Genomic DNA, 24,603 nt, shown 5'->3' with positions numbered 1-24,603 from the left:
ACGCTCCGATGGCTCAGCAGCAGGTGCCGGCCCGTTGTGGTCTGTTGCCCATTGCATCAAGACGCTGCGCGTCGTTTTGCAACCATGGCTGGTTAGCTTGCAAGGTGGTGTCCAGCACTTGGGTGACCCAGTCGGGCAGTGCCGGATTGATGCGGTAGTAGATCCATTGACCCTGGCGACGATCCAGCAAAAGCCCACCACTGCGCAGTTGCGCCAGGTGGCGGGAGATCTTGGGTTGACTGTCGCACAGAGCATGGATCAGTTCGCACACGCAAAGTTCGCCCTCGCGCAGGATCAATAACATCAACCGTACGCGCGTGGCATCGGCCAGGCATTTGAACAGCTCGGGCGGAGAGAGGGGGGCGGACATGATCAAGGTCTTGGTATGGATAGCGTTGCAAATATATGGTTTGCCATATATGTAGGTCAAATCCTGAATTCCGTTGACGTGGATCAAATGCCCGACAATCAGCCACAAGTGTCTGAAATTAAAATGAAACACGAATGTCCTAAAGTGCCTGCCCATTGCTGATGAAGGAAGAACTCGCGTGACCCGTGCCACTCGCAACCTGCGCAAAACCCTCGATTCTGTCGCGGACAATAACGAAACCGCGGCGTTTGACCTGATGCGCGCCGTCGAAAAACTCGGCGATGAAGTGCTGCGCCAACGCCTGCTCAATACCATTCACCGGCTCAACCAGGATGCCCATGAGTTGCGTGAAGCGCGTGACTCGGTGGAGCAGGTCTCGGTCAGGCTCGCCTGAGCACGATCGTTCAAGACACGCCCCGTATCACGCTGGCATGCTTGTCGACTGTCTGTCGATGAGCCGTCTCCATGCCTACAGCCTTACCTCATTTCGCCTTCGGTCGCGGCGCCCTTGCCGTTATTCCACTGTCTCTGGCCTGTGCGCCCTGGGGTTTGTTGGCCGGCTCGATGGCGATTGATGCGCAATTTACTCCGCTGCAAGCTCAGGGTTTGTCCGCCATTGTGTTCGCCGGTGCCGCGCAGCTGGTGGCGATCGGCATGGTCAAGAGCGGTGCCAGCCTGATCTCGATTGTGCTGACCACCTTGCTGCTCACATCCCAGCATCTGCTTTACGGCATGCACATGCGCCCGACGCTCTCGTCGCTCAATGTGCGCTGGCGCATGAGCCTGGGCTTTTTGCTGACGGACGAATTTTTCGCGCTGGTCAACCACTATGACCGTCAAACCTTCAATCGCTGGTATGCGCTGGGCGTCGGCCTGACGTTCTACATCATCTGGAACCTCTTCACCCTGGCGGGCATCGTGCTCGGCAAAAGCATTCCGGGGCTTGATCAACTGGGACTGGAGTTTTCCATTGCCGCAACCTTTATCGCCTTGATCACGCCGGTGGTGCGCGACGTACCCACGGTGGTCTGCGTGGCGGTCTCGCTGTTGTGTTCGGTATGGCTGAGTTACTTGCACTGGGAGTCGGCGGTGGTGGTCTCGGGCGTGCTGGGGATGGGCGCAGGGTTTGCCTGCAAGCGGCTGGGAGTAGGGCAGCGATGATCTACATCATGATTGTGGCCATGGGTTTGGTGGTGTTTCTCAACCGCTACTTGTTCATCGAGCCGCGTCTGCCGGTGCGCCTCAATCGCGGCGCGCGCGAGTTTCTCGGGTTTGCCGTGCCGGGAATGCTGACGGCGATTTGCGGGCCGATCATTTTTCTCGCTGAGCATAAGCTCAACGTGAGTCCGGCCAATCCTTACCTGCTGGCGGGGATCTGCGCGGTGGCGTTGATGTTCTGGACGCGCAGCGTGTTGATCACGGTGCTGTTGAGCATGGGGCTGTTTTATTTGTTTCGTTGGTGGTTTTGATGCGCGGGTAAGTAGCTGGAGGTCATCCACCAACACCCAGGCAAAAAAAAGCCCGCGGGAGGGCGGGCAGAAGTGAGACTTCTTAAAAATGAGCCTGCCAACTATAGGCAGCGCGAGCACCCTTCACAGTGAAACTAAATTCATCCGGCCGCAGGTTTAGGCGGCTTCTTGGCTTTGGCCTCCGCCGCCAGGCATTCCAGGGCGAACTGCTCGGTGTAGGTCATCTGGATCGGCGTGCTTTCACCCTTTACCGTGCGTTCGCCATCGAGGATGTAGCGGATGCGCTTGTCGGTGACGCCGATGCGCTTGGCGATCCACGTCGGCGTCTGGCCGATGCGGCTGATCAGCTTGTCGGCGTAGTCGGTGGAAGGGTTATAGCGTTCGGCGTTGGGCGTCATCGGGTTTCCAGGGGCAAGCGGGGGCATAAGTAGGCGACAGCGTGACGTAATAATCCTTGAGTGTCGCCTGCTAATGGTAGAGTCGCGTTTTTTTCCAAGGAGGCGATGGCATGCGAAAGCTGGTAATTGGCGCATTGGCACTGGCAGTACTGTCCGGTTGCGCGGGCTCGAAAATGAACAATGCGCGCACCGGCGTGCCGTACAAAACGCTGGCTTCGGACAAGACGCCGTTGGTGGTTGCCCAATGCATTCAGTTCGGCTGGCAGGACGAGGCGGTATTTGGCGTTGACGCCGGAGGCTTCAAGGAGCCGATCGAAGCAGGCGGTTTTACCGTCTACACCACCGGCGGCGATTATTTTGTCGACGTGCGCAGCGCCGGCGCCGGCTCTACCGTCAATTACTTTGCCGTCGCCGACACGATGCCCGCCAAGCGCCGACTGGCCGCGCTCGCGACCTGCCTGTAATCCTTTGCCTAAGTGATATTCGGAAAAGCCCGGCGGGACAGCCGACGGACATTGGCTTATCATTCCCCCGCTCGCTCGACGTGATGGCTCTTTACCAGTACACGGACGTCGAGGCCGCAACGTCGAGCGGGCCTCTTTTCTCTTAGCGTGGCATGTAACCCAAGTGCCAGCGCCGCGGAATCTTCAGCGACACTACGCCCAGCAACGCGGCGAACGCGCCACTGACCAGCAGCGCCTTCAGGCCGAGCTGGTGCTCCAGCACCGCGCCGATCACCGCGCCCACAAACATGCCGCCCCACGGAATCAGTTGCACCCTCCAGCCATTGCGCCGTTCTCCCAGCACCCAGCGGCCCAGCCCGCGCCCGAAGCGCGAGAGGGCGCCTGTCACATAAGTCAGGCCCACCGGCAAACCGTTTACCTCTTCCACTGCGGCGTTGAGCATACCCATCGCCACAATCGCTGCCAGCAGCGCGGGCAAGGTGTCGTCGAAGGGCCACACGGCGGCGCCGCACAGCAAGGCCGCAATGCACAGCAGCAAGGGCAGCGCGTGCCGGCGGCTGAGGCGGCTGATCACCACGCCCAGGGCGTTGCCGACGACAAAGGTTGCGACCAGCAACAACAAGCGCCCGGTAAGACCCAAGTCGCCCGCGCTGATCGCCACGGCCAGGCGAGTGGTGTTACCGCTCATGAACGAAACAAAATCGCCGCTGGCCATAAAGCCTATCGCATCGGTCATGCCGGCCAGCACGGAAAGGCTGGCCACCAGCATCAAGCCAACCCGCCCGCGCCAACGTTGACGGTGGGCGAGTGCGGCGTTGGCGTAGGGTTTGCGCGATGAAGGCAGCATGGCCCCAGGTTCCTCGGTGAGATTATTCGGCCACTACCGTAGGACGCTTTGGTTGCGCGCGCAATGACCTCAGACACACTCCAGCCGCCAGCCCTGACGCTGCCAGGTCAAAAAATGCGTCGGCCTGACGGCCTGCACAAACGTCTCGTCATGGGAGACCACCACCATCGCCCCGGTAAAACCCTGCAACGCCTGTTCAAAGGCCAGCACGGATTCAAGGTCCAGGTGGTTAGTCGGCTCGTCCAGCAACAGCAGTTGCGCCGGTACCTCGCGCCACAAGGCAATCGCCATCGCGGCCTTCAGGCGTTCGCCGCCGCTCAACTGGCGGGTGGGTTGAGTCACCCGCAGGGCATCCAGTTGCAGCAACGCCAAACGCGTGCGCAACTCGGCTTCGGCCAGCGGGGTGTCGAGCAGGTTGAGCTGTTCGACAATGCTACGGTTGCCATCCAGCAGCGTCAGGTGCTGGTCGAGATAGGCACTGGCCACATGCACGGCGCATTCGCCACTGACCACCGGCCATTGGCCCGCAAGCACCTTGAGCAACGTGGATTTGCCGCAACCGTTCGGCCCGCGCACGGCCATGCGCACCGGGCCCGCCAGGTTGAGCGTGACGAAGCTGCAGGCTTGCTGCGGATCAAGCCAGGGCAGTTGAGCGTTTTCCACGCTCAGAACCTGTCGGCCATTGGGCACTGCTGAACCGGGCAGGGCCAGCAGCGTGGGCGAGTGATCCTCCACACGCTCATGGGCTTGGCGTACCTGCGCATCGAGCTCGTGTTTGTACGCGTGATGCGCGCTGCGCACGCTGCTGACGATTTCCTTGGCGGCGCCTTTCCAGCGGGCTTTGGTAAACCCGGTGACGTTGGCGGTTTCTGCGTGTTTACGTGCGCGGGCGGCGTTGCGCTGCAGGTTGTCATGATCCTTCTGCAGACGTTTGCGTTCGCGGCTGCGCGCCAGGCGGGCGTGTTCCAGGGCGGCCATGGCCGCGTGCTGTTCGCTGTCGCGTTGCAAGCGATAGGCATCGTAGTTGCCGCCATACACCTGCGCGCCAAGCGGCGACAGCTCGATGATGCGCGCCATCGCATTGAGCAGTTGTCGGTCATGGCTGACCACTACCAGGCCGCCGGACCAGGCTGCCAGCGTGCGCAGCAGCCAGTCACGGCCGGCGCTGTCGAGGTGGTTGGTTGGCTCATCGAGAATCAGCAACTGCGGCGTGGCCAAAAGCGCGCCGATCACTGCAACCCTGGCCAGCTGGCCGCCACTGAGTTGATCGGCTGGCGTGGCAGCGTCGAGTTGCTGCAACCCGGCTGCACCCAGCGCGGTGCGCAGGCGTTCGGCAAGGTCCCAACGATCATCGATCAGCGCGAGATCATCCGCGCGCGCCTCACCGCGGGCCAGCCGCTCAAGGGCGGCCAACACCTGGGCGGTGCCGGTGATGTCGGCGACGGTTTCGCCCGGTTGGACGGCCAGCGCCTGCGGCACATATGCCACGCTGGCCGAGCTTTTCAACGTGCCGCCAGTGGGCGCCAGCAGCCCGGCAAGCAGCTTGGCGAGCAGGCTTTTGCCCCGGCCATTACGCCCGACAATCCCGGTGGGCGCGTGATCAATCGACAGGTTGAGGTTGTTCAGCAGGGTTTCGCCATCGGCGAACTGCAAGGACAGGTGTTGCAATGAAACGAGTACGGGCGGCCGTTTGACGTCAGTCATCAGCACCTCCAAAAAAATGTCGGACAGGCCAACAAGCGCGCCAAGCGGCTCGTTGCAGGTACATTTTGGAAGGCTTAGTTGTTCACGTCGGCGTGCATCCCGTGAGTCAGAAGAGGCGCAAAGGCTAACCCACCTTGGCGTTTTTCGGCAAGTCCGCGGCCAATTGCTCAAGGAACATTGCCAGCGCAACTTCTTCGGCTTTCAGGCCCTTGCGCACTCGGGGCTTGGGCAGCTTGGACAATTCGCCCAGGCTGAAATGCTCCAGCACGGCGGGGTGGATATAGCACTTGCGGCACACCGCCGGGGTATTGCCCAGTTGCTTGGCAACGTCCTTGACCATGGCGACCACATGCCGCTTGGCGTCCGATTCCGGTTGCCACTCCAGTTCGCGCAATACGGCCAAGGCCAGGGCGGTGCCGGCCCAGGTGCGGTAGTCCTTGGCAGTGAAGTCGGCGCCGGTGAGGCTGTGCAGGTAGGCGTTGACGTCATGGGAGCTGACGGTATGCCGTTCACCGTCCTCATCCAGGTACTGAAACAGATTTTGCCCTGGCAATTCCAGGCAACGCTTGACCACCGTGGCCAGGCGCCGGTCCTTGACGCTGACCTGGTGCTCGACGCCACTCTTGCCGCGAAACTGGAACAGTATCTCGCTGCCCTTGATGTCGACATGGCGGGTGCGCAGCGTGGTCAGGCCGTAGGATTTGTTGTCCCGCGCGTACTGGGTGTTGCCCACTCGAATCAGCGTGGCATCGAGCAGCATCACCACGGTGGCCAGGACTTTTTCGCGGGTGAAACCGGGCGCGGCGATTTGTGCTTCCAGTTGCGCGCGCAGTTTCGGCAGGGCATTGCCGAACTGTTGCAGGCGCGAATATTTGTCGGTGTCGCGCACCTCACGCCAACGCGGGTGGTAGCGGTATTGCTTGCGGCCACGGGCATCTCGGCCGGTGGCTTGCAAATGGCCGCGCGGGTCGGCGCAGATCCACACGTCGGTGTAGGCGGGTGGCACAGCCAATGAGTTCAGGCGTTTGATTTCGTCGGCATCGGTGATGCGCTCACCGTTGACGTCGAAATACTGAAACTTGCCGCGCAGCTTCTTGCGGCGGATACCCGGTTGGGTGTCGTCAACGTAATGCAGGTCGCGGGGCAGGTCGGCAAGCAACGCGGAGTCGGGCATGGTGCAAATTCCTTGGCAGTAATCAGGCCGGTATGTCTGATTGACCGCAGGGTTTTGCGCTCGTGCCAAATTCTTAAGCCAGCACCGCTACCGCCTTGATTTGCGCCCACAGCGCCTGGCCGGGATGCAGCTGCAACTGGTCGCGTGAAAACCGTGTGATGCGCGCCAGCAACGGCGTGCCGCCGGCGTCGAGGCGCACCAGCACATGGGCGTTGTTGTCGGCACAGATCTCCCCGGTCACCGTCACCGGCAAGCGATTGAGGATACTGCTGGGTTCCTGCGCCTGCAGGCTGAGGCTGACATCGCGTGCCTGCACTTTGATGCGCAGCTGTTTGCCCAGCGCCAACGGCGCATGGGCAACGCGCATCGATAACGCACTGTCGGGCAATTGCAGCGTCAGCAGGTGATAGTGCGCGTCGTAGGCACTGACGCTGCCATTGATCACTACCCCGGCATCGTCACCCAGGGCCATGGGCAAATCGAGCCGCGCCAGGGTTTCACCGATGGGGCCGCTGGCCAGCGCCTGGCCGTCACTGAGTAACACGATGTGATCGGCCAGCCGCGCCACTTCGTCCTGGGCATGGCTGACGTACAGCACGGGGATATCGAGCTCGTCGTGCAGGCGTTCGAGGTACGGCAAAATTTCACTTTTGCGTTTGCTGTCCAGCGCCGCCAAGGGTTCATCCATCAACAGCAATTGGGGACTGGTGAGCAGCGCGCGGGCGATGCCGATGCGTTGGCGTTCACCCCCGGATAAATGCTGCGGGTGGCGGTCGAGCAAATGGGCAATGCCCAGCAGTTCGGTGGCGTGAGCCATGTCCACGCGCCGCTGCTGACGAGCAATACGCTTGAAGCCGAATTCCAGGTTGGCCCGCACCGACAGGTGGGGAAACAGGCTCGCCTCCTGAAACACATAGCCCAATGCGCGTTTGTGCGGCGGCACAAACAGCCCGTTGCGGCTGTCTTGCCAGACTTGATCGTTGATCTGCACTAAGCCGTCTTCGGCACGCTCCAGCCCGGCGATACAGCGCAGGCAGGTGGTCTTGCCCGAGCCGGAATGCCCGTACAAAGCGGTGACGCCACGGCCGGGCAATTTCAAGTCCACCTTCAGCGCAAAGCCTGGGTAATTCAGTTGCAGGCGTACCTCAATCATCGCGATCAGCTCCAGCCCATCTTGGTTTTACGGCTGGAGTAAAGCGCCAGCAATACGAGGAAGGCGAACACCACCATGGAGCCGGCCAGCCAGTGCGCCTGGGCGTATTCCATGGCTTCGACGTGGTCGTAGATCTGCACCGAGACCACGCGTGTTTTGTTGGGGATATTGCCGCCGATCATCAGCACCACGCCGAACTCACCGACGGTGTGCGCAAAGCCGAGAATCGACGCGGTGATAAACCCCGGGCGGGCCAGGGGCAGGATCACCGTGAAAAAGGTGTCCCACGGGTTGGCGCGCAAGGTTGCGGCCACTTCCAGGGGGCGTGTACCGATGGCGCCGAAGGCGTTTTGCAACGGCTGCACCACAAACGGCATGGAGTAGATCACCGAACCCAGTACCAGCCCGGTGAAGCTGAAGGTCAGGGTGCCCAGGCCCAGCCATTGGGTGAATTGGCCGAAATAGCCATTGGGCCCCATGGTCAACAGCAGGTAAAACCCGATGACCGTCGGCGGCAATACCAACGGCAGGGCAACGATTGCGCCGATGGGGCCGCGCCACCAGGAACGGGTGCGCGACAGCCACAGCGCAATCGGAGTGCCGATGACCAGCAGGATCACAGTGGTCAGTGACGCCAGTTTGAGGGTCAACCAGATCGCGGAAAAATCGGCACTCGACAGCGGCATTTACTGGCCCAGCTCGTAACCGTAGGACTTGATCACCGCAGCGGCTTTCGGGCCTTTGAGGTAGTCGACCAGGGCTTTGGCTGCGGCACTGTCCTTGCCTTTGGTGAGGATCACCGCGTCTTGCTTGATTGGATCGTGCAGCGAGGCCGGCACAATCCACGCCGAACCGCGGGTGACTTTGCCGTCCTTGTAGATCTGCGACAGGGCGACGAAGCCCAGTTCAGCATTGCCGGTAGAGACGAACTGGAAGGCTTGGGTGATGTTCTGCCCGGTGACCAGCTTGTCTGCGACCTGCTCGCTCAGACCTTCCCTGGCCAGCACTTGGGTGGCGGCGAGGCCGTAAGGTGCAGTTTTGGGGTCGGCGATGGACAAGTGCTGGTACTGGTTTTTCTTCAGCACCTCGCCTTTGGCATCGACGTAGCCTGGCTTGGCCGACCACAGCGCCAGGGTGCCGACCGCGTAGGTAAAGCGCGAGCCTTTGACGGTCGCGCCTTCGTCATCGAGCTTTTTGGGGGTGGTGTCGTCTGCGCTGAGGAACACTTCGAACGGCGCGCCGTTCTTGATCTGCGTATAGAACTGGCCGGTGGCGCCATAGGCCGCAACGAGTTTGTGGCCGGTGTCTTTCTCGAAGTCGGCGGCGATTGCCTGGATCGGCGCGGTGAAGTTGGCGGCCACGGCCACCTGCACTTCGTCGGCCTGCGCCGAGCCCAGGGCAAAGGCGGCGATCAGGGTGGCGAGGGCTGTGGGGGCCAGGCGTGAGGCGCGGATCATCATGAAGCAGCTCCTTTGAGGGTGTACGGCTCGTTATAGATAGAAGGCTTTACCGCTATGTAGGGGAATATATAGCGGTTGGCAATCGCCGGTACAGCGCAAAGTTGCCCTTGACGTCAGTTCTGCTTGAGCTTTGCCAGCGCCTGCGCGGCCAGCTCGCGAGTCAGGTCATAAGTGGATGCATCTTTGCACAGGCGCAATGCCTGGCCCGACCACAGGTTGCTGAAACCCGCCTCGTCCTTGGCCTTGAGCGGCATCAGGGCACCACCGGACGTGGGGAAGGCAGGCGCCGCCGGATTGATCGCGCCCAGTTCACGCATCACGCGGTTGACGATGCCTCGCGCCGGGCGGCCGGTGAACAGGTTGGTCAGCGCGGTTTCGCTGGCCTGGGCACGACGCAGCGCAGAGGCGTGGGAGGCGCTGACGTTGGCTTCGGGCGTAAACAGGTAGGCGGTGCCGATTTGTACGGCTGATGCGCCCAGAGCAAAGGCCGCGACGATGCCGCGCGCATCAGCAATACCGCCGGCCGCAATCACGGGCACGCTGACGGCGTCGACGATCTGCGGTACCAGCGCCATCAAGCCGATCTGGGTATTGAGGTCGTCGCTGAGAAACAAGCCACGATGCCCGCCGGCCTCAATGCCCATCGCAATGATTGCGTCGCAGCCATGCTGTTCCAGCCAGACCGCTTCTTCCACGGTGGTGGCGGATGACAGCACTTTGGCGCCGGTGGCTTTTACCCGGTCGAGCAAGGTTTTTTCCGGCAGGCCAAAGTGAAAACTCACCACCTCGGGGCGGAACGCCTCGACCACCTGGCAGGCGGCCTCGTTAAACGGCGCGCGGTTGGAAACGGGTGTTGGCGCATCAAAATCGGCGCCCAGTTCGTGGTAGTAGGGTTGCAACAGGTCCTTCCAGCGACGGTCGCCGGCCTCATCGGCGTCGGGCGGTTGATGGCAGAAGAAATTCACGTTGATGGGGCGCGTACTTGCCTGGCGGATCGTGCTCAAGGCTTCGCGCAGTTGCTCGATGGTCAGCGCTGCGGCGGGCATCGAGCCCAGCGCACCCGCTTGATTGGCGGCAATCACCATGGCGGTGGTCGTGGCACCGGCCATAGGGGCCTGGATGATGGGCAGTTGAATGCCCAGCAGGTCGATGATTCGCGAGTCTGGCCAGGTGCTCATGGGATGCGTCTCCAGCGTGAGTAGGACTTTGCGCTGTTTTAACAGGGCCATTGGCACCCGGCCAGTGCGTATTATTCACTGGACGAGAGCAGGGTTTCGTGCCGCGCCATCAGTCGATGGCATGCCCCAGCACCGCGTGAATACGCTCGGCAATATGGGCCGCATGAGTTTCCAGAGCGAAGTGGCCGGTGTCCAGCAGTTCAACCACCGCGTTGGCGTTGTCGCCCTTGTAGGCATGGGCGCCAGGCGGGATAAAAAACGGATCGTTCTGACCCCAGATCACCAGCGTCGGCACCTGGCTGGCTTTGAAAAATGCCTGGAACGCCGGGTACAGCGTGAGGTTATTGCGGTAGTCGAGAAACAGGTCCAGCTGGATTTCGTCGTTGCCCGGGCGTTGCATCAACAGCACGTCCAGCATGTAGGACTCCGGTGCGACCAACTCCGGCTGACTCACCCCATGCAAGTACTGGTAGCGCGTGCCTTCCAGGCTGATGACCGCGTTGCGGATCACCTCGCGATTGGCTGCGCTCGCGTCCGCCCAGTAGGCGCGAATCGGCGCCCAGGCATCGCCCAGCCCTTCCAGATACGCGTTGCCGTTTTGCGAGACCAGCGCGCTGACCCGTTCCGGATGCGCCACCGCCAGGCGCAGGCCCACGGGTGCACCGTAATCAAAAACGTACAGGGCGTAGCGGCTCAGTTTCAGCGCATCGACGAAATGCCCGACACTGATCGCCAGGTTATCGAAGCTGTACTGGTAATCGCGCTCGACGGGCACCTCGGTGAAGCCGAACCCTGGCAAATCGGGCGCGATGACCCGAAAGCGCGTGGCGAGCAGCGGGATGAGGTTGCGGTACATATGCGACGAGCTGGGGAACCCGTGCAGCAGCAACATGACCGGAGCCGAAGGATCGCCGGCTTCACGGTAGAACATGCGCACACCATCGACATCAACGTGGTGGTAGCGAACGACGGGGGTTGCGATAGACATGATGAGGACACCTTTGTAACTGGATTGGTCGGTAATACGGGTTACTGATTTAGAGGCTGCGCCCAAATATGTAACCTGTCAAACCAGTTATTGAGGTTATCTGTTTTTGGGAGTGTAACTATCCAGATCCAAAAATAGCGGTTACGATTGCGCGGTGCTCAAGAGGACAAGCCATGGCCACCCTTACGCCCCATGCCCCACTATCACAACCCTATGTACTGGCCGATGAGCCGGTGCTGGACATGCTCAATACCCTGGCGAATATCGATGGCCAGCCGGTGGATTTTTGGCACACCGACGCCGACGTTGCGCATTGGCTGGTGCGCCTGGAGTGGGTAGCGCAAGCGAGCATTCCCACGTTCGAAGAAGGTGCTTTGCTGGGGGCTGCACGCCAACTGCGCGAGGTGATCCGTGAACTGGTGGCCGCGCGCAAGAGCGGTGAGACGGGCAATCCGGCGGCGCTCAACAGTTTTTTACGCAAGGCGGTCAGCTATCCGCAGTTGGTCTGGCCTGCGTCCGGGCAGCCTCAACTGGAGCGCCAGCGCAAGCAACAGACGGCGGAGCAGTTTTTGTCGCCGATTGCCGAAGCAGCGGCTCAGTTATTGGTGGCCGGCGATTTCAGCTTGATTCGCCGCTGCGAGCATCCGGAATGTGTTCTGTGGTTTTATGACCGGACCAAAGCGCACAAGCGCCGTTGGTGCAGCATGGCGCTGTGCGGCAACCGGCATAAGGTTGCGCAGTTCCGTAAACGCAAGGCCTTGTAAGCGCACACTGACGCTTTAAAAGAAGAGGGCAGTGCAAGCAATTTCGGGTGGCCAGGCTCAACGTGCGCACACGTAATGCGGATGAGGCCTAGCCTGCAGCGTAAAAAATCGGACCGGTGTGGCGCTGATTTGTGCGCTGAGTCTTTACTGACTTTCCCGTTCCAGCAGCTGCCGCTTGCGCTCAACGCCCCAACGGTACCCGGAGAGCTCGCCATTGCTGCGTACGACGCGATGGCAGGGGATCGCCACAGCCAGGTGATTGGCGCCACAGGCCTGGGCCACCGCACGAAAGGATGTGGGCGCGCCGATGCGCTGGGCGATCTGCGCGTAGCTGGCCGTGCTGCCCACCGGAATGTCGCGCAGTGCCCGCCACACGCGCTCCTGAAAGGCGGTTCCGCGCAAGTCCAGGGGCAAATCCAGGCCCAGCGCCGGTGCTTCGACGAAGCCCACGACCTGGGCGATCAATTGTTCGAAATGCCGATCCGCACCCACCAACTCGGCCTTGGGAAATTGATCCTGCAGGTCGCGCACCAGCGTGTCCGGATCGTCCCCCAGCAAAATCGCACACACGCCCCGTTGGCTCTGCGCCACCAGAATGGCCCCCAGCGAGCACTGACCCACGGCAAAATGGATCTCGCTGTTAGTGCCACCGGCCTTGTAATCGCTGGGTTTCATGCCGAGTAACTGATCGGCGGACTCATAAAAGCGGCTGTTTGAGTTAAAGCCTGCGTCGTACACCGCGTCCGTCACGGAATGCTCGCCCTTGAGGCCAACACGCACTTTGCGCGAGCGAAGGGCGCTGGCGTAGCCCTTGGGCGTCAGGCCGGTGATGGCTTTGAAGACGCGATGAAAATGGAACGAACTCAACCCGGCCAGGCGCGCAAGTACGTCCAGGCTGGGCGGGGTTTCGGCCTGTTCTATATGCCGGCACGCGTCGGCGACTATCTGCGCGTGGTGCGCGGCCAATTGGGTCTGGTCGCCCGCGGCGCGTTTACTCGGCCTATAACCCGCCGCTTCGGCCTGCGCAGGGGTGTCAAAAAATTCGACGTTCTCCGGCCGTGGCAAGCGCGAGGCGCTGCTGGGGCGGCAATAAACGCCGGTGGTTTTTACGCCGTAGACAAACAGCGCGTCAGCCTTGGCGTCGCGGGCGACGATGGCGGCCCAGCGAGGGTCTTGTTGGTTGTTCATGGCCTGCACTCTTGACGGGTCACGGGCAGATTAACCGCGCAGGTTGCGCTCGACACTCCGAAGCTTGCGGTCAAATCAACCGGCCGTGCGAAACGTCAGGTTGATTCGTTGCGGGCCCATCACCGGATGCACGCCTTCCTTGATCGGCATCACCCCATGAAAACGTAACCGATCGACGCCACCCCAGACCACGACATCGCCGTGAAACAACGAGATTTTCTGCGTGCGGTTGCCACGCTCATGCCCGCCGAACAGGAAAATGGCGGGCAGCCCGAGGGACACGGACACCACCGGGGCGCGATAGCAACGTTCATTTTTATCCTGGTGCAGGGACATTTTAGCCCCGGGCACATAACGGTTGATCAGGCAGGCATCCGGGGAGAAGTCATTGAAGCCGGCCTCTGCGGCTGCAAGCTTGGCAAGCTCGCGCAAAGCGTCCGGCATCGCCGGCCAGGGTTGGCGGCTGCGCGGATCAACCGGGCTGTATCGATAGCCGGAGCTGTCGGTGGTCCAGCCCAGTGCGCCGCAACTGCTCAGGGCCGCCGACATGGTAAATCCACCGGGTGTGACCATCTGCCGGAACGGTGATTGAGCCAATACGCGCCGCAGTTCAGGTAGCAAGCGATCAATCCAGGGCAGGGCATAGCCCCTCAGCACGTAAGACTCTTCGCCGATCTGCTCGCGCCCGGCCGGTTGTTGCAGCGCATCGTCGGCGAACAGATCCGCCGTAGGGCCGGACATCGCTTACAGCGCCTTGCTCACGGTGATGTCGGTGATTTCGTCACTGGCATCGTGGATTTTCGCCAGCGCCTGCTGGGCTTCTTCGACACTGTTGGTGTGCAATTGCGCGAACTCAAAGCGACGTTCGCCGTTGAGTTTGTACTTGATGACGTATTTGGTTGTGGTAGTCACAGTGTTTTCCTGTCGAGTGTTCGGGTCAGCTCAGTTTGGTACTGGTGCGGCGAACGATGCGAATCTTGTGAGACAACGCTGGCTTACGCGTGACGCTGATGGCGCGGCGTGTCACTACATCCAGGGTGATGTTCCAGAAACCGGTGCTGGGTGCGGTGATTTTTGCCGGGAATTTGTCGAACGCGCCGCCGTGATAGGTGTGACGGCCACCGTTCTTGAAGCTGCGAAAATTGGCGTCGCTCATCAGGCGAATGTTGCACGTTTGTGAGCATTCGATGACAACGATGTCGCCCTCGTTGAGGTGCTCGCGCTGGTGGATGAATTTCATGGGGTGTCTCCAGAAGGGCTTTTTCTGAAAAATCAGAATGATACGTAGGTTAAGATAGAGTTTATCAGCCCCAGCGCGTTTATTATCGGATCGTCGTCGACGACTTCGACAATTTAAAACAGTTATTTCCCGAGTTTTTAGAGATAAATCCTACATTGGCGGGAGAAATCTACTCTCTACGCTGTCGTAGGATCTTTATCGGAGGTTTAAGTATGAAGTGGAGTGTGTTGGTTCTGGCCCTGGCCTTAGGTGGGTGTGCTTCGGTTGCAGATATCAAGCAGACCCCGCCAACATTGGTGGTTATTTCAGGTAAAAAGCCGCCGGAATATGCCGCGTGTGTCGTGCGCAAGCTCGCCGCCACCCGCAGACCGCCGCAGATCGAACCGCACAAGGACGGTGTACAGGTGATTGTGCCGCAGAAATTCTCGGCTGATCCGTCGGCGATCTTCGAGATTGAAGAACGCTCCAGCGGCAGCAGCATCAAACTTTATGAAAGCATGTCGAACGTGCCCATTCGACCTGGTGATGTGAAGAAAGCCGCAGAGGATTGCATCTCCGGCTGAGCCCCAGGCTCATTGGCGCTTGAATCCGATAAAAAAGCCTGACGCTGCAGTGCAGCGTCAGGCTTTTTTTTGCCGTGCGTTTGGGTGTTGTGGCGAGAGGTCCATTTCCCTACCATTTATAAGCTTATGCGCTTGTGATCTAGCTTATAACTATAAAAATGGAGCCATGATGAGCGTGTTGATCGGGCAAGGCATCCGTTAAACTGTCGGGTATTCAATGCAAAAAATGCCGCGCAACCCTAACGATTGCGTGGCATTTGTCTTTTTCTGGGAACCGTCATGAAGCGTGAACACGTCAAAGCCCACCAAGCCGAGGGTCAAATTTCGGCCACCCATGTCATTCAGAACCCTGCCGATCTTGGCGAGTGGATCGTGTTTTTCAAAAAAAGCGGCGGGCGCAGTTTTTTTCTGGTGGACGAGCAGGATGAAGTCGAGTCATTCGCGCGTCTGGATGACCTCATCGAGCTTCTGCGCGGGCTGGGCATCAAGTTCGCCGAAATTCACCTGTAGCCGTCTGGCTATTTGCACACGACCACTACGCTTCGGCTCTTGAAGTTGCCTACGTCTTTGCCCAGGGTCTTGTCGTCTTCCTTGAGCGAGGGCGTGCCTTCGGTGCCGACGATACGGTAGCCGGTGCCCGCGCAGGAGGCGTCGGCTTTCTCGTAGCAGCTGGCCCACGAGTTGGCTTCGCCCGAGCAGTCGATGGTCAGGCCTTGCTCGCCATTTTTCAGGAAGGTGTCGGAGGTGGTGGTGCAGCCGCTCATCAGCGCCAGGGTTGCAGTCAGTGCCAGAATCTTGTTCATGAGTTGAGTCGTCGTCGAGGGTGTTGGATGGAGCGCTGACACTGTCGTGGGGCGTTCGCAGCAGATTATAGCGAACTGCCACCTAGGTACAGACAAACACAAAAAAGCCCCGTCAATCGGGGCTTTTTGCGCAAGTCGCCGTGGCTTACTTGCCTTTGGGTCTTTTGCTCGATGCGTGGCCGGCTTCGTCCACAAACACTTCGGCTACCGCGATAGCCTGGCTTTCAGTCGGAAATACCCCGGCAACGCTGTCACCGTGAAAGTTGATCAAGTGCCAGCCGTCTGCTCGCTGTGTGATCAGGTAGCCGTTTACGCCTTTTGGTTCTGACATCTATTAACAATCTCGTGGTCTGGTTCAAGCGCGTCATGATAGCGCCAAATGCCGGGGGAAAGCGCAAGTTGTTGCAGGTCAGTGTGACGCGCGGCAAAGCGTGCTAAAACAGTTATACCCCTTTTAATCATTGGGGGATGGCATGTTTTGCCGAACCGCTGGGCAAGCTCTTGGCAGGATCAGCGGAACTTACGCCGACATTTTTTCTCTATGATGACATCGCAACGCCAGCAGGACCCATTGTAAGGTGACTGCGGCCTCATTAGACTGCGCCGAATTCCGTACGCACAGCCCTTTGTAAGGACTCATATGATCAAGAAATGCTTGTTCCCAGCAGCCGGTTACGGCACTCGCTTCTTGCCAGCGACCAAAGCCATGCCCAAAGAGATGCTGCCGGTGGTGAACAAGCCACTGATTCAGTACGGCGTCGAAGAGGCATTGGATGCCGGTCTGAACGAAATCTCCATCGTCACCGGCCGTGGTAAGCGCGCACTCGAAGACCACTTCGACATCAGCTACGAGCTGGAAAACCAGATCAAGGGCACCGACAAGGAAAAATACCTGGTCGGTATCCGCAAATTGCTCGACGAGTGCTCGTTCTCCTACACCCGTCAAACCCAGATGAAAGGCCTCGGCCACGCGATCCTCACCGGCCGCCCGCTGATCGGTGACGAACCGTTTGCCGTGGTACTGGCGGACGACCTGTGCGTCAACCTGGAAGGCGACGGCGTACTGACCCAAATGGTCAAGCTGTACCAGAAGTACCGTTGCACCATCGTTGCGGTGATGGAAGTCAATCCGGCCGAAACCAACAAGTACGGCGTGATCGCCGGTGACGACATTGGTGATGGCCTGATCCGCGTACGCGACATGGTCGAGAAGCCAGCGCCAGAAGACGCGCCGTCGAACCTCGCGATCATTGGTCGTTACATCCTCACCCCGGACATCTTCAAGCTGATCGAAGAAACCGAGCCGGGCAAGGGTGGCGAGATCCAGATCACCGACGCGCTGTTGAAGCAAGCCAAAGACGGTTGCGTGATTGCCTACAAGTTCAAAGGTCAGCGTTTCGACTGCGGTGGCGCTGAAGGCTACATCGAGGCGACCAACTTCTGCTACGAGCATTTCTACAAGACTGGCAAGGCTTACTGATTCACGCTTGCTGAGTGTTTTAAGAGAAAGCCACCCTCGGGTGGCTTTTTCGTTTTTCAGCCCCATCTAAATCGGTATGCTGATGACCTGCCGAGGAGAGTGAAATGGCCTACGATTTTGACCTGTATGTAATTGGCGCCGGTTCTGGCGGTGTTCGCGCGGCGCGTTTTGCCGCTGGCTTTGGCGCCAAGGTGGCCGTGGCGGAAAGCCGCTACCTGGGCGGCACGTGCGTTAACGTCGGTTGCGTACCGAAAAAACTGTTGGTGTACGGGGCGCATTTCGCCGAAGACTTCGAGCAAGCGAGCGGTTTCGGCTGGTCATTGGGTGAAGCTGACTTTGATTGGGCGACCCTGATCGCCAACAAGGATCGCGAAATCAACCGCCTCAATGGCATTTATCGCAACCTGCTGGTCAACAGTGGCGTGACCTTGCATGAAGGGCATGCGCGTCTGGTGGACCCGCACCAGGTAGAGATTAATGGCGAACGCTTTACCGCCAAGCACATCCTGATCGCTACCGGTGGCTGGCCACAGATTCCGGAGATTCCAGGGCGCGAACACGCTATTGGTTCCAATGAGGCATTCTTCCTCAAGGCGCTCCCCAAGCGTGTGCTGGTGGTCGGTGGTGGCTACATTGCCGTTGAGTTCGCGGGCATTTTCCATGGCCTGGGCGCGCAGACCACGCTGCTGTATCGCGGCGATCTGTTCCTGCGCGGTTTCGACGGTTCAGTGCGCACCCATCTGAAGGAAGAGCTGACCAAGCGCGGCCTCGACCTGCAGTTCAACGCCGACATCGAGCGTATCGACAAGCAAGCCGATGGCAGCCTCAAGGCCACCTTGAAAGACGGCCGCGTGCTCGAGGCCGATTGCGTGTTCTACGCCACTGGCCGCCGCCCGATGCTGGACAACCTGGGCCTGGAAAATACCGGCGTCAAGCTGAACGAGCGCGGCTTCGTTGAGGTGGATGACCTGTACCAGACCGCTGAGTCGTCGATCCTGGCGATCGGCGATGTGATTGGTCGCGTGCAGTTGACGCCAGTGGCCCTGGCTGAAGGCATGGCGGTGGCGCGTCGTCTGTTCAAGCCCGAGCAGTACCGCCCGGTGGATTACGCGATGATCCCGACAGCGGTGTTCAGCCTGCCAAACATCGGCACTGTCGGCCTGACTGAAGAAGAAGCGAAAAAGAACGGCCACAAGGTGCAGATTTTCGAAAGCCGTTTCCGGCCCATGAAGCTGACGCTGACCGATTGCCAGGAAAAAACCTTGATGAAGCTGGTGGTCGACGCTGACACCGACAAGGTGTTGGGTTGCCACATGGTCGGCCCGGATGCCGGCGAGATCGTGCAAGGCCTGGCGATCGCCCTCAAGGCGGGCGCGACCAAGCAGCATTTCGATGAAACCATCGGCGTGCACCCTACGGCGGCGGAAGAGTTCGTCACCATGCGCACGCCTGTGGCTGACTGATCAGGCTTGTGGTGTCGCCTCTGGCGCCGTTGCAACAGCGGTCGCCAGGCGCAATGCCTCGATACTGGCCTGGGCCTTGATAAGGTCCAGTTCCAGGGTTTTGTTGGCAAGCTGGTGTTCGGTCAGCGCTTCCTGGCGCGATTGACTCTCCAGTACCGCCACCCGCAGGCGTTCCTGAAGCAGGGTGCGTTCGCTTTCAATCAGGTTTACCTGTTCGCCAAGCTTTTGCTGCAGGGCCTGGTCTTTGCGGGATTGCGCTTGCAGCGCGGCCAGCTCCTTCATGGTCACGCGGTGTTCGATCAATAACCGCTCATTGTCGCGATGCAACTGCGTGATTTCGTCCTGGCGCACCATGGCGCTTTGCTGAGCCTGGCGCAGTTCCGCCTGCACTTGTTGCAGTTGGCCTTCGTGGCGTCGCTGTTCCTGCTCGCGCTGCTCCTTGATTGCAGTGCGGTAATGCTCCAGCGCCTCCCGCGCGTGCAGGTGCTTTTCTTCCAGTGATCGAATCTGTTCGTCCTTGTCCGCAATCCTTAACTCGTAATCGCTGCACGCCTGGCTGAGCCCGGCGTTGCGGGTTTGCTCGGTCTGCAGGCTGGTACTGGCGGTTTGCAGGGCGGCGCTTTCTTCTGCCAAGGCGGCGGCCTGGATATCAAATTGTTGCTTGAGCTCGGCGTGAGCCGCCTCCAGCGACTCTACCTGGGCGAGCAGGGAGGCTTTGTGCTGTTCGAACTGCGCCAAGGCCAAGTCGATAGGTTCCTGAGCCTTCTCTTTCAAACGTAAAGCCAGCCGTGCGACCAGTTCGCCGAGCTCGTCATCGATTGGCGCTTCGGTGATCGTCAGCCGGCTTTCGCTATCGTCCAATTCCTTCAAATAGCGATGAATCGTGGTTTTCGAGCCGGTATTGCCCATCTCGATGCGCACCGCGTCGATGCTGGGGTTTTCGCCGCGGGCAAGGATTGCCAAGCGTGCCGTTTGAACTACTGCTTTGTTTATGCCGCCGCGAGCCATGGAGTCTCCGTCGATTTCGTACTGTGGTACAGAGTATGTATATACATACTGTAACATAAATAAAAACACGTTTAAATTCATGATTTAACGGATGGGATATTGGCGTATTATCCCGTGTCATAGCGGTTTTTAGCGCGGATTCACCCTGCAGCAGTACGAATAGGCCTTTCATGAGCGAACTGGATCGATACCTCAACGCCGCCACACGCGATAACACTCGCCGTAGTTACCGGGCGGCCATTGAGCACTTCGAGGTGAGTTGGGGCGGTTTCCTGCCGGCGACCAGCGACAGCATTGCGCGCTACCTGGTGGCGCATGCTGGCGTGCTGGCGGTAAACACCTTGAAGCTGCGGCTCTCGGCGTTGGCGCAATGGCACAGCAGCCAGGGGTTTCCCGACCCGACCAAGGCGCCGGTGGTGCGCAAGGTGCTCAAGGGCATTCGCGCGGTGCACCCGGCGCAGGAGAAGCAGGCCGAGCCGCTGCAACTCAAGCACCTCGAACAGGTGGTTGCATCGCTGGAGGCAGAGGCGCGACAGGCGAGCAGCGACCAGCACGCGCCTCGCTTGCTGCGCGCCAAGCGCGATACTGCGCTGATTTTGCTGGGCTTCTGGAGAGGGTTTCGCAGCGACGAGTTGTGCCGCCTGGACATCGAACACGTGCAAGCAGTGCCTGGCGCTGGCATCAGCCTGTACCTGCCACGCAGCAAAAGTGATCGCGACAACCTCGGCAAGACCTACCAGACCCCAGCGTTACTGCGGCTGTGCCCGGTACAGGCCTACAGCGACTGGCTCAGTGCTTCGGCGTTGGTGCGTGGCCCGGTGTTCCGCGGGATTGATCGCTGGGGCAACCTGGGCGAGGAGGGCTTGCACCCCAACAGCGTGATCCCGCTGCTGCGCCAGGCGCTGGAGCGCGCGGGCATTCCGGCCGATCAGTACACCAGCCACTCCCTGCGCCGAGGTTTCGCCACCTGGGCTCATCGTAGTGGCTGGGACTTGAAGTCGCTGATGAGTTATGTCGGTTGGAACGACATGAAATCTGCCATGCGCTATGTTGAAGCGACGCCCTTTCTTGGCATGACCTTGGCCACCCAACCGTTGATTTGAGATTTCTTCTATTAATACGGTTACCTGATAGGCAAAACCAATCGTCAGCATCAGGTTTGCCAATGAGCCAACGGTCAAGAGAGTGGGTAGGATTCACCTCATCAACTTCTTAACCCCTGACGGAGAGTCAACGATGCCTATCATCAACAGCCAAGTAAAACCGTTCAAAGCAACTGCTTACAAAAACGGCAACTTCGTAGACGTGTCGGACGCTGACCTGAAAGGCAAATGGTCTGTCGTGTTCTTCTACCCAGCCGACTTCACCTTCGTTTGCCCAACCGAGCTGGAAGACCTGGCTGACAACTACGCCGAATTCCAGAAACTGGGCGTCGAAATCTACAGCGTTTCCACCGACACCCACTTTGCCCACGCTGCCTGGCACAACACTTCGCCAGCCATCGGCAAAATCCAGTACACCATGATCGGCGACCCAACTCTGACCATCTCCCGCAACTTCGACGTACTGATCGAAGAAGCTGGCCTGGCAGACCGCGGTACCTTCGTGATCGACCCAGAAGGCAAGATCAAGATCGTTGAACTGAACGACGGTGGTGTTGGCCGTGACGCTTCCGAGCTGCTGCGCAAAATCAAGGCCGCTCAGTACGTAGCTGCCCACCCAGGCGAAGTATGCCCAGCCAAGTGGAAAGAAGGCGAAGCGACGTTGGCTCCATCCCTGGACCTGGTCGGCAAGATCTAAGTCTGTGAAGTATCAAGGGCGGAACTCCGCACTTAAGTAAGCTGCATCCGCCCTCAAAACGCCCGGGCGAGATTCGCTCGGGCGTTTTTTTGTCTGCAATAAACCGAATTAATAGGAAATCGCCCGTATGTTGGACGCCAATCTTAAAGCTCAGTTGAAGTCATACCTGGAACGGGTCACCCAGCCGATCGAGATCGTCGCCTCCCTCGACGACGGCGCGAAATCCCAGGAAATGCTTGCCCTTTTGCAAGACGTAACCAGCCTCACCACGCTGATTACTCTGAAAACCGATGGCGATGATGCGCGCAAGCCGTCGTTCTCCATCAACCGCCCGGGTGCCGATATCAGCCTGCGTTTCGCCGGCATCCCCATGGGCCATGAATTCACCTCCTTGGTGTTGGCATTGCTGCAAGTCGGCGGCCACCCCTCGAAGGCCAGTGTCGAAGTGATTGAACAGATCCGCGCCCTCAAGGGCGAGTTCAGCTTCGAGACGTACTTCTCGCTGTCCTGCCAGAACTGCCCCGACGTGGTCCAGGCACTGAACCTGATGGCCGTGCTCAACCCGAACATCCGCCACGTCGCCATCGACGGCGCGCTGTTCCAGGCTGAAGTCGATGAGCGCCAGATCATGGCGGTACCGAGCGTGTACCTCAATGGCGTGAACTTCGGTCAGGGCCGCATGGGCCTGGAAGAAATCCTCGCCAAGCTCGACACCAGCGGTATCGAAAAAGCCGCAGAAAAAATCAGCGCCAAAGACGCCTTTGATGTCCTGGTAGTCGGCGGTGGCCCAGCCGGTTCGGCGGCCGCTATCTACGCCGCACGTAAGGGCATCCGCACCGGTGTGGCGGCTGAACGCTTCGGCGGGCAAGTGCTGGACACCATGTCCATCGAGAACTTTATCTCGGTGCAGGAGACCGAAGGGCCGAAACTGGCCAGCGCGCTTGAAGCCCACGTGCGTCAGTACGACGTGGACATCATGAACCTGCAGCGTGCCAGCAGCTTGATCCCTGCAAAAAACGCCGGTGACCTGCACGAGATTCGCTTCGAAAGCGGTGCGACCCTCAAGTCCAAGACCGTGATCCTGGCCACGGGCGCCCGCTGGCGCGAAATGGGTGTGCCGGGCGAGCAGGAATACAAAGCCAAGGGCGTGTGCTTCTGCCCGCACTGCGATGGTCCGCTGTTCAAAGGCAAGCGCGTGGCAGTGATCGGCGGGGGTAACTCCGGGGTTGAAGCGGCTATCGACCTGGCGGGTATCGTCAGCCATGTGACCTTGCTCGAGTTCGACAGCAAGCTGCGCGCCGACGCCGTGTTGCAGCGCAAGCTCTACAGCCTGCCGAACGTTGACGTGATCACCAGTGCGCTGACCAGTGAGGTCAAAGGTGATGGCCAGAAAGTCACCGGCCTGGCGTACAAGGACCGCGACAGTGGCGAGTTCAAGACCATCGACCTGGAAGGCATCTTTGTCCAGATCGGCTTGTTGCCCAACACTGACTGGCTCAAAGGCACGGTGGAGCTGACCCCGCGTGGCGAGATCATTGTTGATGCGCGTGGTGAAACCTCGCTGCCAGGTGTATTCGCCGCCGGTGACGTAACGACCGTACCGTACAAGCAAATCGTGATTGCGGTAGGCGAGGGCGCCAAGGCTTCCCTGAGCGCGTTCGATCACCTGATCCGCACGTCCGCACCTGCGTAAAGTCGGACCCGGAAATGAAAAACCCCATGAGTGATCATGGGGTTTTTTTATGGCGCGAGGCTTTTACATCGGTGCTGGTTGAATAATCTCGACCCAGTACGCATCCGGGTCCTTGATGAAAGCCAGGCTTTTCATGCGGCCGTCGGTCAGGCGCTTCTGGAAGTCACAGCCCAGGGCTTCGAAGCGTTCGCACGCAGCGACGATATCCGGCACCGAAATGCAGATGTGGCCAAAGCCACGCGGGTCGGTGTTGCCGTTGTGGTACGCGAAGTCGGCATCGTTTTCGGTGCCGTGGTTGTGGGTCAGTTCCAGGATGCCCGGGATCGACTTCATCCACTGGGTGCGTTCAGCGGCGTCGGCCGGGATCTGAGCCTTGTCCACCAGGGCCAGGAAGTACAGGCTGAATTCGGCTTCCGGGAAGTCGCGCTTTTCAACCAGGGAAAACCCCAGGACGCGGGTGTAGAAATCCAGCGACTTGGTGATGTCTTTGACCCGCAGCATGGTGTGGTTGAACACGAAGTTCGTGGTGGCGGTGTCAGGCTGGGCAGTGACGCCCGGGAAAGTGTTCAGTTCGTGCAGGCTCATGGGCCCTCCAGAAAAAAATGGGGCAAACGCGACTTGAAATGATAGGCGCGGTCCGTTGGCTTGCGGCAAGCGTCCATGCAGCCGAGCCATGATACGCAAGGGCCGCCCAGTGCGCCAAATGAAAAAGGTCACGCAGCGCTTGCGACCAGCGGGTGCCGGGCTCAAACTTTGACGCTTGAACCTTGGGCGTTTTTTGCAATGATCGAATTTCGTAAATCGCTGTTGAGCTCGTTGTGTTTACTGCTGGTTAGCCCGTTCGTACTGGCGGCGGACCCGGAAATTCACTGGCCCAGTGGCTGGCAAGTCGAGGAAGTGGAGCCGGACGGCGAAGCACCGGTAAAACCCCAGGCCGTGTCTCGCCAGCGCGCGATCAAGAACGACGAAAATGGCAATACCTTGATGGTCATGGAGTTGACCGGCACACCGATCGAGGCGGGTCATAAAGTTAATCTTCAAGGCGTGTTGCTGGAAATGCGTAAATCCATCCAGAAAGATTTTGCCGGCAGCGGTTATCAAAGCGTGTGCACCAAGATGCACCCAACCACATTGAGCCGTCTTGATGCGTTGGAAACAACTTGCGTGATTACCGAGAATGGCCGACACGTGTTGTCGCAAACATTAGTCGGCGCGGTAGATACCGACACAGCCTATGTTTTTTCATACGCCGGCCAAGCCCAAGCCTATGAGGCCAGCCAGAACGAAGTCGGATCGGTACGCGACAGCCTGAAACTTTGAAGGTGTCAGATTGATCGGATTTGAACAAAATGAAATGTTAGTTAAGTTCGTTTTCGAATCCTTAAACAAAAAAAGC

31 protein-coding genes are annotated in these 24,603 nt (G+C 59.6%); 13 read left to right on the top strand and 18 right to left on the bottom strand.

From position 1 onward, the window contains the following. Positions 1 to 13: 13 nt before the first annotated feature. Positions 14 to 370: a metalloregulator ArsR/SmtB family transcription factor gene (locus NTD89_RS21885; RefSeq protein WP_262209678.1), complete on the bottom strand. Its 357-nt coding sequence runs from the start codon at positions 368 to 370 to the stop codon at positions 14 to 16. 178 nt (positions 371 to 548) lie between these two features. On the opposite strand from NTD89_RS21885, the gene NTD89_RS21880 reads away from it, so the two are divergent. The 3 genes from NTD89_RS21880 (at position 549) to NTD89_RS21870 (ending at position 1,839) form a co-directional block, all read left to right on the top strand. Next, complete coding sequence (locus NTD89_RS21880; protein ID WP_043205333.1) at positions 549 to 764, top strand: hypothetical protein; 216 nt, start codon at positions 549 to 551, stop codon at positions 762 to 764. A 71-nt stretch (positions 765 to 835) separates the two neighbouring features. Beyond that, on the top strand, positions 836 to 1,531 hold the full coding sequence (locus NTD89_RS21875) for an AzlC family ABC transporter permease (RefSeq protein WP_262209677.1): 696 nt from the start codon (positions 836 to 838) through the stop codon (positions 1,529 to 1,531). Beyond that, positions 1,528 to 1,839, top strand: a complete 312-nt coding sequence (locus NTD89_RS21870) for an AzlD domain-containing protein (RefSeq protein WP_145160914.1) — start codon at positions 1,528 to 1,530, stop codon at positions 1,837 to 1,839. The genes NTD89_RS21875 and NTD89_RS21870 overlap by 4 nt, the downstream gene beginning before the upstream one ends. A gap of 140 nt (positions 1,840 to 1,979) precedes the next feature. Here the strand turns inward: NTD89_RS21870 and NTD89_RS21865 are convergent, their stop codons facing one another. Next, a complete protein-coding gene (locus NTD89_RS21865; protein ID WP_145160912.1) occupies positions 1,980 to 2,237 on the bottom strand; it encodes a hypothetical protein in 258 nt (85 codons plus the stop codon). Positions 2,238 to 2,347: 110 nt separating this feature from the next. Between NTD89_RS21865 and NTD89_RS21860 the strand changes: the two genes are divergently transcribed. Beyond that, positions 2,348 to 2,701 (top strand): lipoprotein, encoded by a 354-nt coding sequence (locus NTD89_RS21860; RefSeq protein WP_145160910.1) that lies wholly within the window; start codon positions 2,348 to 2,350, stop codon positions 2,699 to 2,701. Positions 2,702 to 2,843: 142 nt separating this feature from the next. On the opposite strand, the gene NTD89_RS21855 is transcribed toward NTD89_RS21860, so the two are convergent. From NTD89_RS21855 to NTD89_RS21820, 8 genes are all read right to left on the bottom strand, one after another. Further along, complete coding sequence (locus NTD89_RS21855) at positions 2,844 to 3,548, bottom strand: YoaK family protein (RefSeq protein WP_145160908.1); 705 nt, start codon at positions 3,546 to 3,548, stop codon at positions 2,844 to 2,846. Between the two features lie 69 nt (positions 3,549 to 3,617). Further along, positions 3,618 to 5,252, bottom strand: coding sequence for an ABC-F family ATP-binding cassette domain-containing protein (locus NTD89_RS21850; protein ID WP_262209672.1), 1,635 nt, complete (start codon positions 5,250 to 5,252; stop codon positions 3,618 to 3,620). Positions 5,253 to 5,376: 124 nt separating this feature from the next. After that, the gene (locus NTD89_RS21845; protein WP_145160905.1) at positions 5,377 to 6,426 is read right to left on the bottom strand and encodes a DNA topoisomerase IB; all 1,050 of its coding nucleotides are present in this window, start codon (positions 6,424 to 6,426) and stop codon (positions 5,377 to 5,379) included. Between the two features lie 73 nt (positions 6,427 to 6,499). Then, complete coding sequence (gene modC, locus NTD89_RS21840) at positions 6,500 to 7,579, bottom strand: molybdenum ABC transporter ATP-binding protein (RefSeq protein WP_262209670.1); 1,080 nt, start codon at positions 7,577 to 7,579, stop codon at positions 6,500 to 6,502. A gap of 5 nt (positions 7,580 to 7,584) precedes the next feature. Further along, positions 7,585 to 8,265, bottom strand: a complete 681-nt coding sequence (modB, locus tag NTD89_RS21835) for a molybdate ABC transporter permease subunit (protein ID WP_145160901.1) — start codon at positions 8,263 to 8,265, stop codon at positions 7,585 to 7,587. Continuing rightward, complete coding sequence (gene modA / locus NTD89_RS21830) at positions 8,266 to 9,039, bottom strand: molybdate ABC transporter substrate-binding protein (protein ID WP_262209668.1); 774 nt, start codon at positions 9,037 to 9,039, stop codon at positions 8,266 to 8,268. It lies immediately after the preceding gene. A 113-nt stretch (positions 9,040 to 9,152) separates the two neighbouring features. Then, positions 9,153 to 10,217 (bottom strand): NAD(P)H-dependent flavin oxidoreductase, encoded by a 1,065-nt coding sequence (locus tag NTD89_RS21825; protein ID WP_262209666.1) that lies wholly within the window; start codon positions 10,215 to 10,217, stop codon positions 9,153 to 9,155. Positions 10,218 to 10,326: 109 nt separating this feature from the next. Next, positions 10,327 to 11,205, bottom strand: coding sequence for an alpha/beta fold hydrolase (locus NTD89_RS21820; RefSeq protein WP_262209665.1), 879 nt, complete (start codon positions 11,203 to 11,205; stop codon positions 10,327 to 10,329). A 173-nt stretch (positions 11,206 to 11,378) separates the two neighbouring features. Between NTD89_RS21820 and NTD89_RS21815 the strand changes: the two genes are divergently transcribed. Then, entirely contained in the window at positions 11,379 to 11,969 is a 591-nt protein-coding gene (locus NTD89_RS21815; protein WP_262209663.1) for a CGNR zinc finger domain-containing protein, read from the top strand. A gap of 144 nt (positions 11,970 to 12,113) precedes the next feature. Here NTD89_RS21815 and ada read toward each other — a convergent pair whose 3' ends face one another. The 4 genes from ada to NTD89_RS21795 all read right to left on the bottom strand — a co-directional run bounded on the left by ada (position 12,114) and on the right by NTD89_RS21795 (position 14,397). After that, complete coding sequence (ada, locus tag NTD89_RS21810) at positions 12,114 to 13,157, bottom strand: bifunctional DNA-binding transcriptional regulator/O6-methylguanine-DNA methyltransferase Ada (protein WP_262209661.1); 1,044 nt, start codon at positions 13,155 to 13,157, stop codon at positions 12,114 to 12,116. A gap of 75 nt (positions 13,158 to 13,232) precedes the next feature. Further along, complete coding sequence (gene alkB / locus NTD89_RS21805; RefSeq protein WP_262209660.1) at positions 13,233 to 13,898, bottom strand: DNA oxidative demethylase AlkB; 666 nt, start codon at positions 13,896 to 13,898, stop codon at positions 13,233 to 13,235. A 3-nt stretch (positions 13,899 to 13,901) separates the two neighbouring features. After that, positions 13,902 to 14,069, bottom strand: a complete 168-nt coding sequence (locus NTD89_RS21800; RefSeq protein ID WP_164487941.1) for a hypothetical protein — start codon at positions 14,067 to 14,069, stop codon at positions 13,902 to 13,904. A 25-nt stretch (positions 14,070 to 14,094) separates the two neighbouring features. Next, entirely contained in the window at positions 14,095 to 14,397 is a 303-nt protein-coding gene (locus tag NTD89_RS21795; RefSeq protein WP_003173824.1) for a DUF1883 domain-containing protein, read from the bottom strand. Positions 14,398 to 14,609: 212 nt separating this feature from the next. Here NTD89_RS21795 and NTD89_RS21790 point away from each other — a divergent pair, with 212 nt between their 5' ends. Both NTD89_RS21790 and NTD89_RS21785 read left to right on the top strand, forming a co-directional pair. Then, positions 14,610 to 14,960 (top strand): hypothetical protein, encoded by a 351-nt coding sequence (locus NTD89_RS21790; protein ID WP_106579154.1) that lies wholly within the window; start codon positions 14,610 to 14,612, stop codon positions 14,958 to 14,960. 279 nt (positions 14,961 to 15,239) lie between these two features. Next, entirely contained in the window at positions 15,240 to 15,470 is a 231-nt protein-coding gene (locus tag NTD89_RS21785) for a hypothetical protein (protein ID WP_145160887.1), read from the top strand. 8 nt (positions 15,471 to 15,478) lie between these two features. On the opposite strand, the gene NTD89_RS21780 is transcribed toward NTD89_RS21785, so the two are convergent. Beyond that, a complete protein-coding gene (locus tag NTD89_RS21780; RefSeq protein ID WP_262209659.1) occupies positions 15,479 to 15,763 on the bottom strand; it encodes a hypothetical protein in 285 nt (94 codons plus the stop codon). A gap of 145 nt (positions 15,764 to 15,908) precedes the next feature. Next, entirely contained in the window at positions 15,909 to 16,094 is a 186-nt protein-coding gene (locus NTD89_RS21775; RefSeq protein ID WP_028616218.1) for a hypothetical protein, read from the bottom strand. A 309-nt stretch (positions 16,095 to 16,403) separates the two neighbouring features. Between NTD89_RS21775 and galU the strand changes: the two genes are divergently transcribed. Beyond that, positions 16,404 to 17,243 carry a UTP--glucose-1-phosphate uridylyltransferase GalU gene (gene galU / locus NTD89_RS21770; protein ID WP_003230743.1) on the top strand — a complete coding sequence of 280 codons (840 nt, stop codon included), beginning with the start codon at positions 16,404 to 16,406 and terminating at the stop codon, positions 17,241 to 17,243. Positions 17,244 to 17,347: 104 nt separating this feature from the next. Next, entirely contained in the window at positions 17,348 to 18,706 is a 1,359-nt protein-coding gene (gorA, locus tag NTD89_RS21765; protein ID WP_262209657.1) for a glutathione-disulfide reductase, read from the top strand. Here gorA and NTD89_RS21760 read toward each other — a convergent pair whose 3' ends face one another. Then, positions 18,707 to 19,714 (bottom strand): DNA-binding protein, encoded by a 1,008-nt coding sequence (locus NTD89_RS21760; RefSeq protein ID WP_262209655.1) that lies wholly within the window; start codon positions 19,712 to 19,714, stop codon positions 18,707 to 18,709. A gap of 170 nt (positions 19,715 to 19,884) precedes the next feature. Between NTD89_RS21760 and NTD89_RS21755 the strand changes: the two genes are divergently transcribed. From NTD89_RS21755 to ahpF, 3 genes are all read left to right on the top strand, one after another. Next, positions 19,885 to 20,817, top strand: a complete 933-nt coding sequence (locus tag NTD89_RS21755; protein ID WP_262209654.1) for a site-specific integrase — start codon at positions 19,885 to 19,887, stop codon at positions 20,815 to 20,817. A gap of 133 nt (positions 20,818 to 20,950) precedes the next feature. Continuing rightward, on the top strand, positions 20,951 to 21,514 hold the full coding sequence (gene ahpC, locus NTD89_RS21750; RefSeq protein WP_053255965.1) for an alkyl hydroperoxide reductase subunit C: 564 nt from the start codon (positions 20,951 to 20,953) through the stop codon (positions 21,512 to 21,514). A 127-nt stretch (positions 21,515 to 21,641) separates the two neighbouring features. Further along, on the top strand, positions 21,642 to 23,207 hold the full coding sequence (ahpF, locus tag NTD89_RS21745; protein WP_145160876.1) for an alkyl hydroperoxide reductase subunit F: 1,566 nt from the start codon (positions 21,642 to 21,644) through the stop codon (positions 23,205 to 23,207). A 63-nt stretch (positions 23,208 to 23,270) separates the two neighbouring features. Here the strand turns inward: ahpF and gloA are convergent, their stop codons facing one another. Beyond that, positions 23,271 to 23,792 carry a lactoylglutathione lyase gene (gloA, locus tag NTD89_RS21740; RefSeq protein WP_106579161.1) on the bottom strand — a complete coding sequence of 174 codons (522 nt, stop codon included), beginning with the start codon at positions 23,790 to 23,792 and terminating at the stop codon, positions 23,271 to 23,273. A gap of 198 nt (positions 23,793 to 23,990) precedes the next feature. On the opposite strand from gloA, the gene NTD89_RS21735 reads away from it, so the two are divergent. Continuing rightward, entirely contained in the window at positions 23,991 to 24,527 is a 537-nt protein-coding gene (locus NTD89_RS21735; protein WP_145161232.1) for a DUF4946 domain-containing protein, read from the top strand. The last annotated feature ends 76 nt before the right edge of the window (positions 24,528 to 24,603 follow it).

It is taken from the genome of Pseudomonas sp. 14P_5.3_Bac1 (assembly GCF_025466135.1).
Lineage (GTDB): Bacteria > Pseudomonadota > Gammaproteobacteria > Pseudomonadales > Pseudomonadaceae > Aquipseudomonas.
The sequence above is the reverse complement of the archived record's forward strand: the minus strand, read 5'-3'. Positions and strand labels throughout refer to the sequence as shown.

Bases quoted from the DNA above. Each gene is read 5' to 3' on its own strand.
- gorA (WP_262209657.1), top strand. From the start codon at position 17,348: ATGGCCTACGATTTTGACCTGTATGTAATTGGCGCCGGTTCTGGCGGT.
- alkB (WP_262209660.1), bottom strand. From the start codon at position 13,898: ATGTCCGGCCCTACGGCGGATCTGTTCGCCGACGATGCGCTGCAACAA.
- NTD89_RS21755 (WP_262209654.1), top strand. From the start codon at position 19,885: ATGAGCGAACTGGATCGATACCTCAACGCCGCCACACGCGATAACACT.
- NTD89_RS21865 (WP_145160912.1), bottom strand. From the start codon at position 2,237: ATGACGCCCAACGCCGAACGCTATAACCCTTCCACCGACTACGCCGAC.
- NTD89_RS21815 (WP_262209663.1), top strand. From the start codon at position 11,379: ATGGCCACCCTTACGCCCCATGCCCCACTATCACAACCCTATGTACTG.
- NTD89_RS21775 (WP_028616218.1), bottom strand. From the start codon at position 16,094: ATGTCAGAACCAAAAGGCGTAAACGGCTACCTGATCACACAGCGAGCA.
- ahpC (WP_053255965.1), top strand. From the start codon at position 20,951: ATGCCTATCATCAACAGCCAAGTAAAACCGTTCAAAGCAACTGCTTAC.
- NTD89_RS21780 (WP_262209659.1), bottom strand. From the start codon at position 15,763: ATGAACAAGATTCTGGCACTGACTGCAACCCTGGCGCTGATGAGCGGC.
- NTD89_RS21860 (WP_145160910.1), top strand. From the start codon at position 2,348: ATGCGAAAGCTGGTAATTGGCGCATTGGCACTGGCAGTACTGTCCGGT.
- modB (WP_145160901.1), bottom strand. From the start codon at position 8,265: ATGCCGCTGTCGAGTGCCGATTTTTCCGCGATCTGGTTGACCCTCAAA.
- NTD89_RS21735 (WP_145161232.1), top strand. From the start codon at position 23,991: ATGATCGAATTTCGTAAATCGCTGTTGAGCTCGTTGTGTTTACTGCTG.
- NTD89_RS21760 (WP_262209655.1), bottom strand. From the start codon at position 19,714: ATGGCTCGCGGCGGCATAAACAAAGCAGTAGTTCAAACGGCACGCTTG.
- NTD89_RS21855 (WP_145160908.1), bottom strand. From the start codon at position 3,548: ATGCTGCCTTCATCGCGCAAACCCTACGCCAACGCCGCACTCGCCCAC.
- NTD89_RS21820 (WP_262209665.1), bottom strand. From the start codon at position 11,205: ATGTCTATCGCAACCCCCGTCGTTCGCTACCACCACGTTGATGTCGAT.
- ada (WP_262209661.1), bottom strand. From the start codon at position 13,157: ATGAACAACCAACAAGACCCTCGCTGGGCCGCCATCGTCGCCCGCGAC.
- galU (WP_003230743.1), top strand. From the start codon at position 16,404: ATGATCAAGAAATGCTTGTTCCCAGCAGCCGGTTACGGCACTCGCTTC.
- gloA (WP_106579161.1), bottom strand. From the start codon at position 23,792: ATGAGCCTGCACGAACTGAACACTTTCCCGGGCGTCACTGCCCAGCCT.
- NTD89_RS21870 (WP_145160914.1), top strand. From the start codon at position 1,528: ATGATCTACATCATGATTGTGGCCATGGGTTTGGTGGTGTTTCTCAAC.
- NTD89_RS21875 (WP_262209677.1), top strand. From the start codon at position 836: ATGCCTACAGCCTTACCTCATTTCGCCTTCGGTCGCGGCGCCCTTGCC.
- modC (WP_262209670.1), bottom strand. From the start codon at position 7,579: ATGATTGAGGTACGCCTGCAACTGAATTACCCAGGCTTTGCGCTGAAG.
- NTD89_RS21825 (WP_262209666.1), bottom strand. From the start codon at position 10,217: ATGAGCACCTGGCCAGACTCGCGAATCATCGACCTGCTGGGCATTCAA.
- NTD89_RS21795 (WP_003173824.1), bottom strand. From the start codon at position 14,397: ATGAAATTCATCCACCAGCGCGAGCACCTCAACGAGGGCGACATCGTT.
- NTD89_RS21850 (WP_262209672.1), bottom strand. From the start codon at position 5,252: ATGACTGACGTCAAACGGCCGCCCGTACTCGTTTCATTGCAACACCTG.
- NTD89_RS21785 (WP_145160887.1), top strand. From the start codon at position 15,240: ATGAAGCGTGAACACGTCAAAGCCCACCAAGCCGAGGGTCAAATTTCG.
- NTD89_RS21845 (WP_145160905.1), bottom strand. From the start codon at position 6,426: ATGCCCGACTCCGCGTTGCTTGCCGACCTGCCCCGCGACCTGCATTAC.
- NTD89_RS21885 (WP_262209678.1), bottom strand. From the start codon at position 370: ATGTCCGCCCCCCTCTCTCCGCCCGAGCTGTTCAAATGCCTGGCCGAT.
- modA (WP_262209668.1), bottom strand. From the start codon at position 9,039: ATGATGATCCGCGCCTCACGCCTGGCCCCCACAGCCCTCGCCACCCTG.
- NTD89_RS21790 (WP_106579154.1), top strand. From the start codon at position 14,610: ATGAAGTGGAGTGTGTTGGTTCTGGCCCTGGCCTTAGGTGGGTGTGCT.
- ahpF (WP_145160876.1), top strand. From the start codon at position 21,642: ATGTTGGACGCCAATCTTAAAGCTCAGTTGAAGTCATACCTGGAACGG.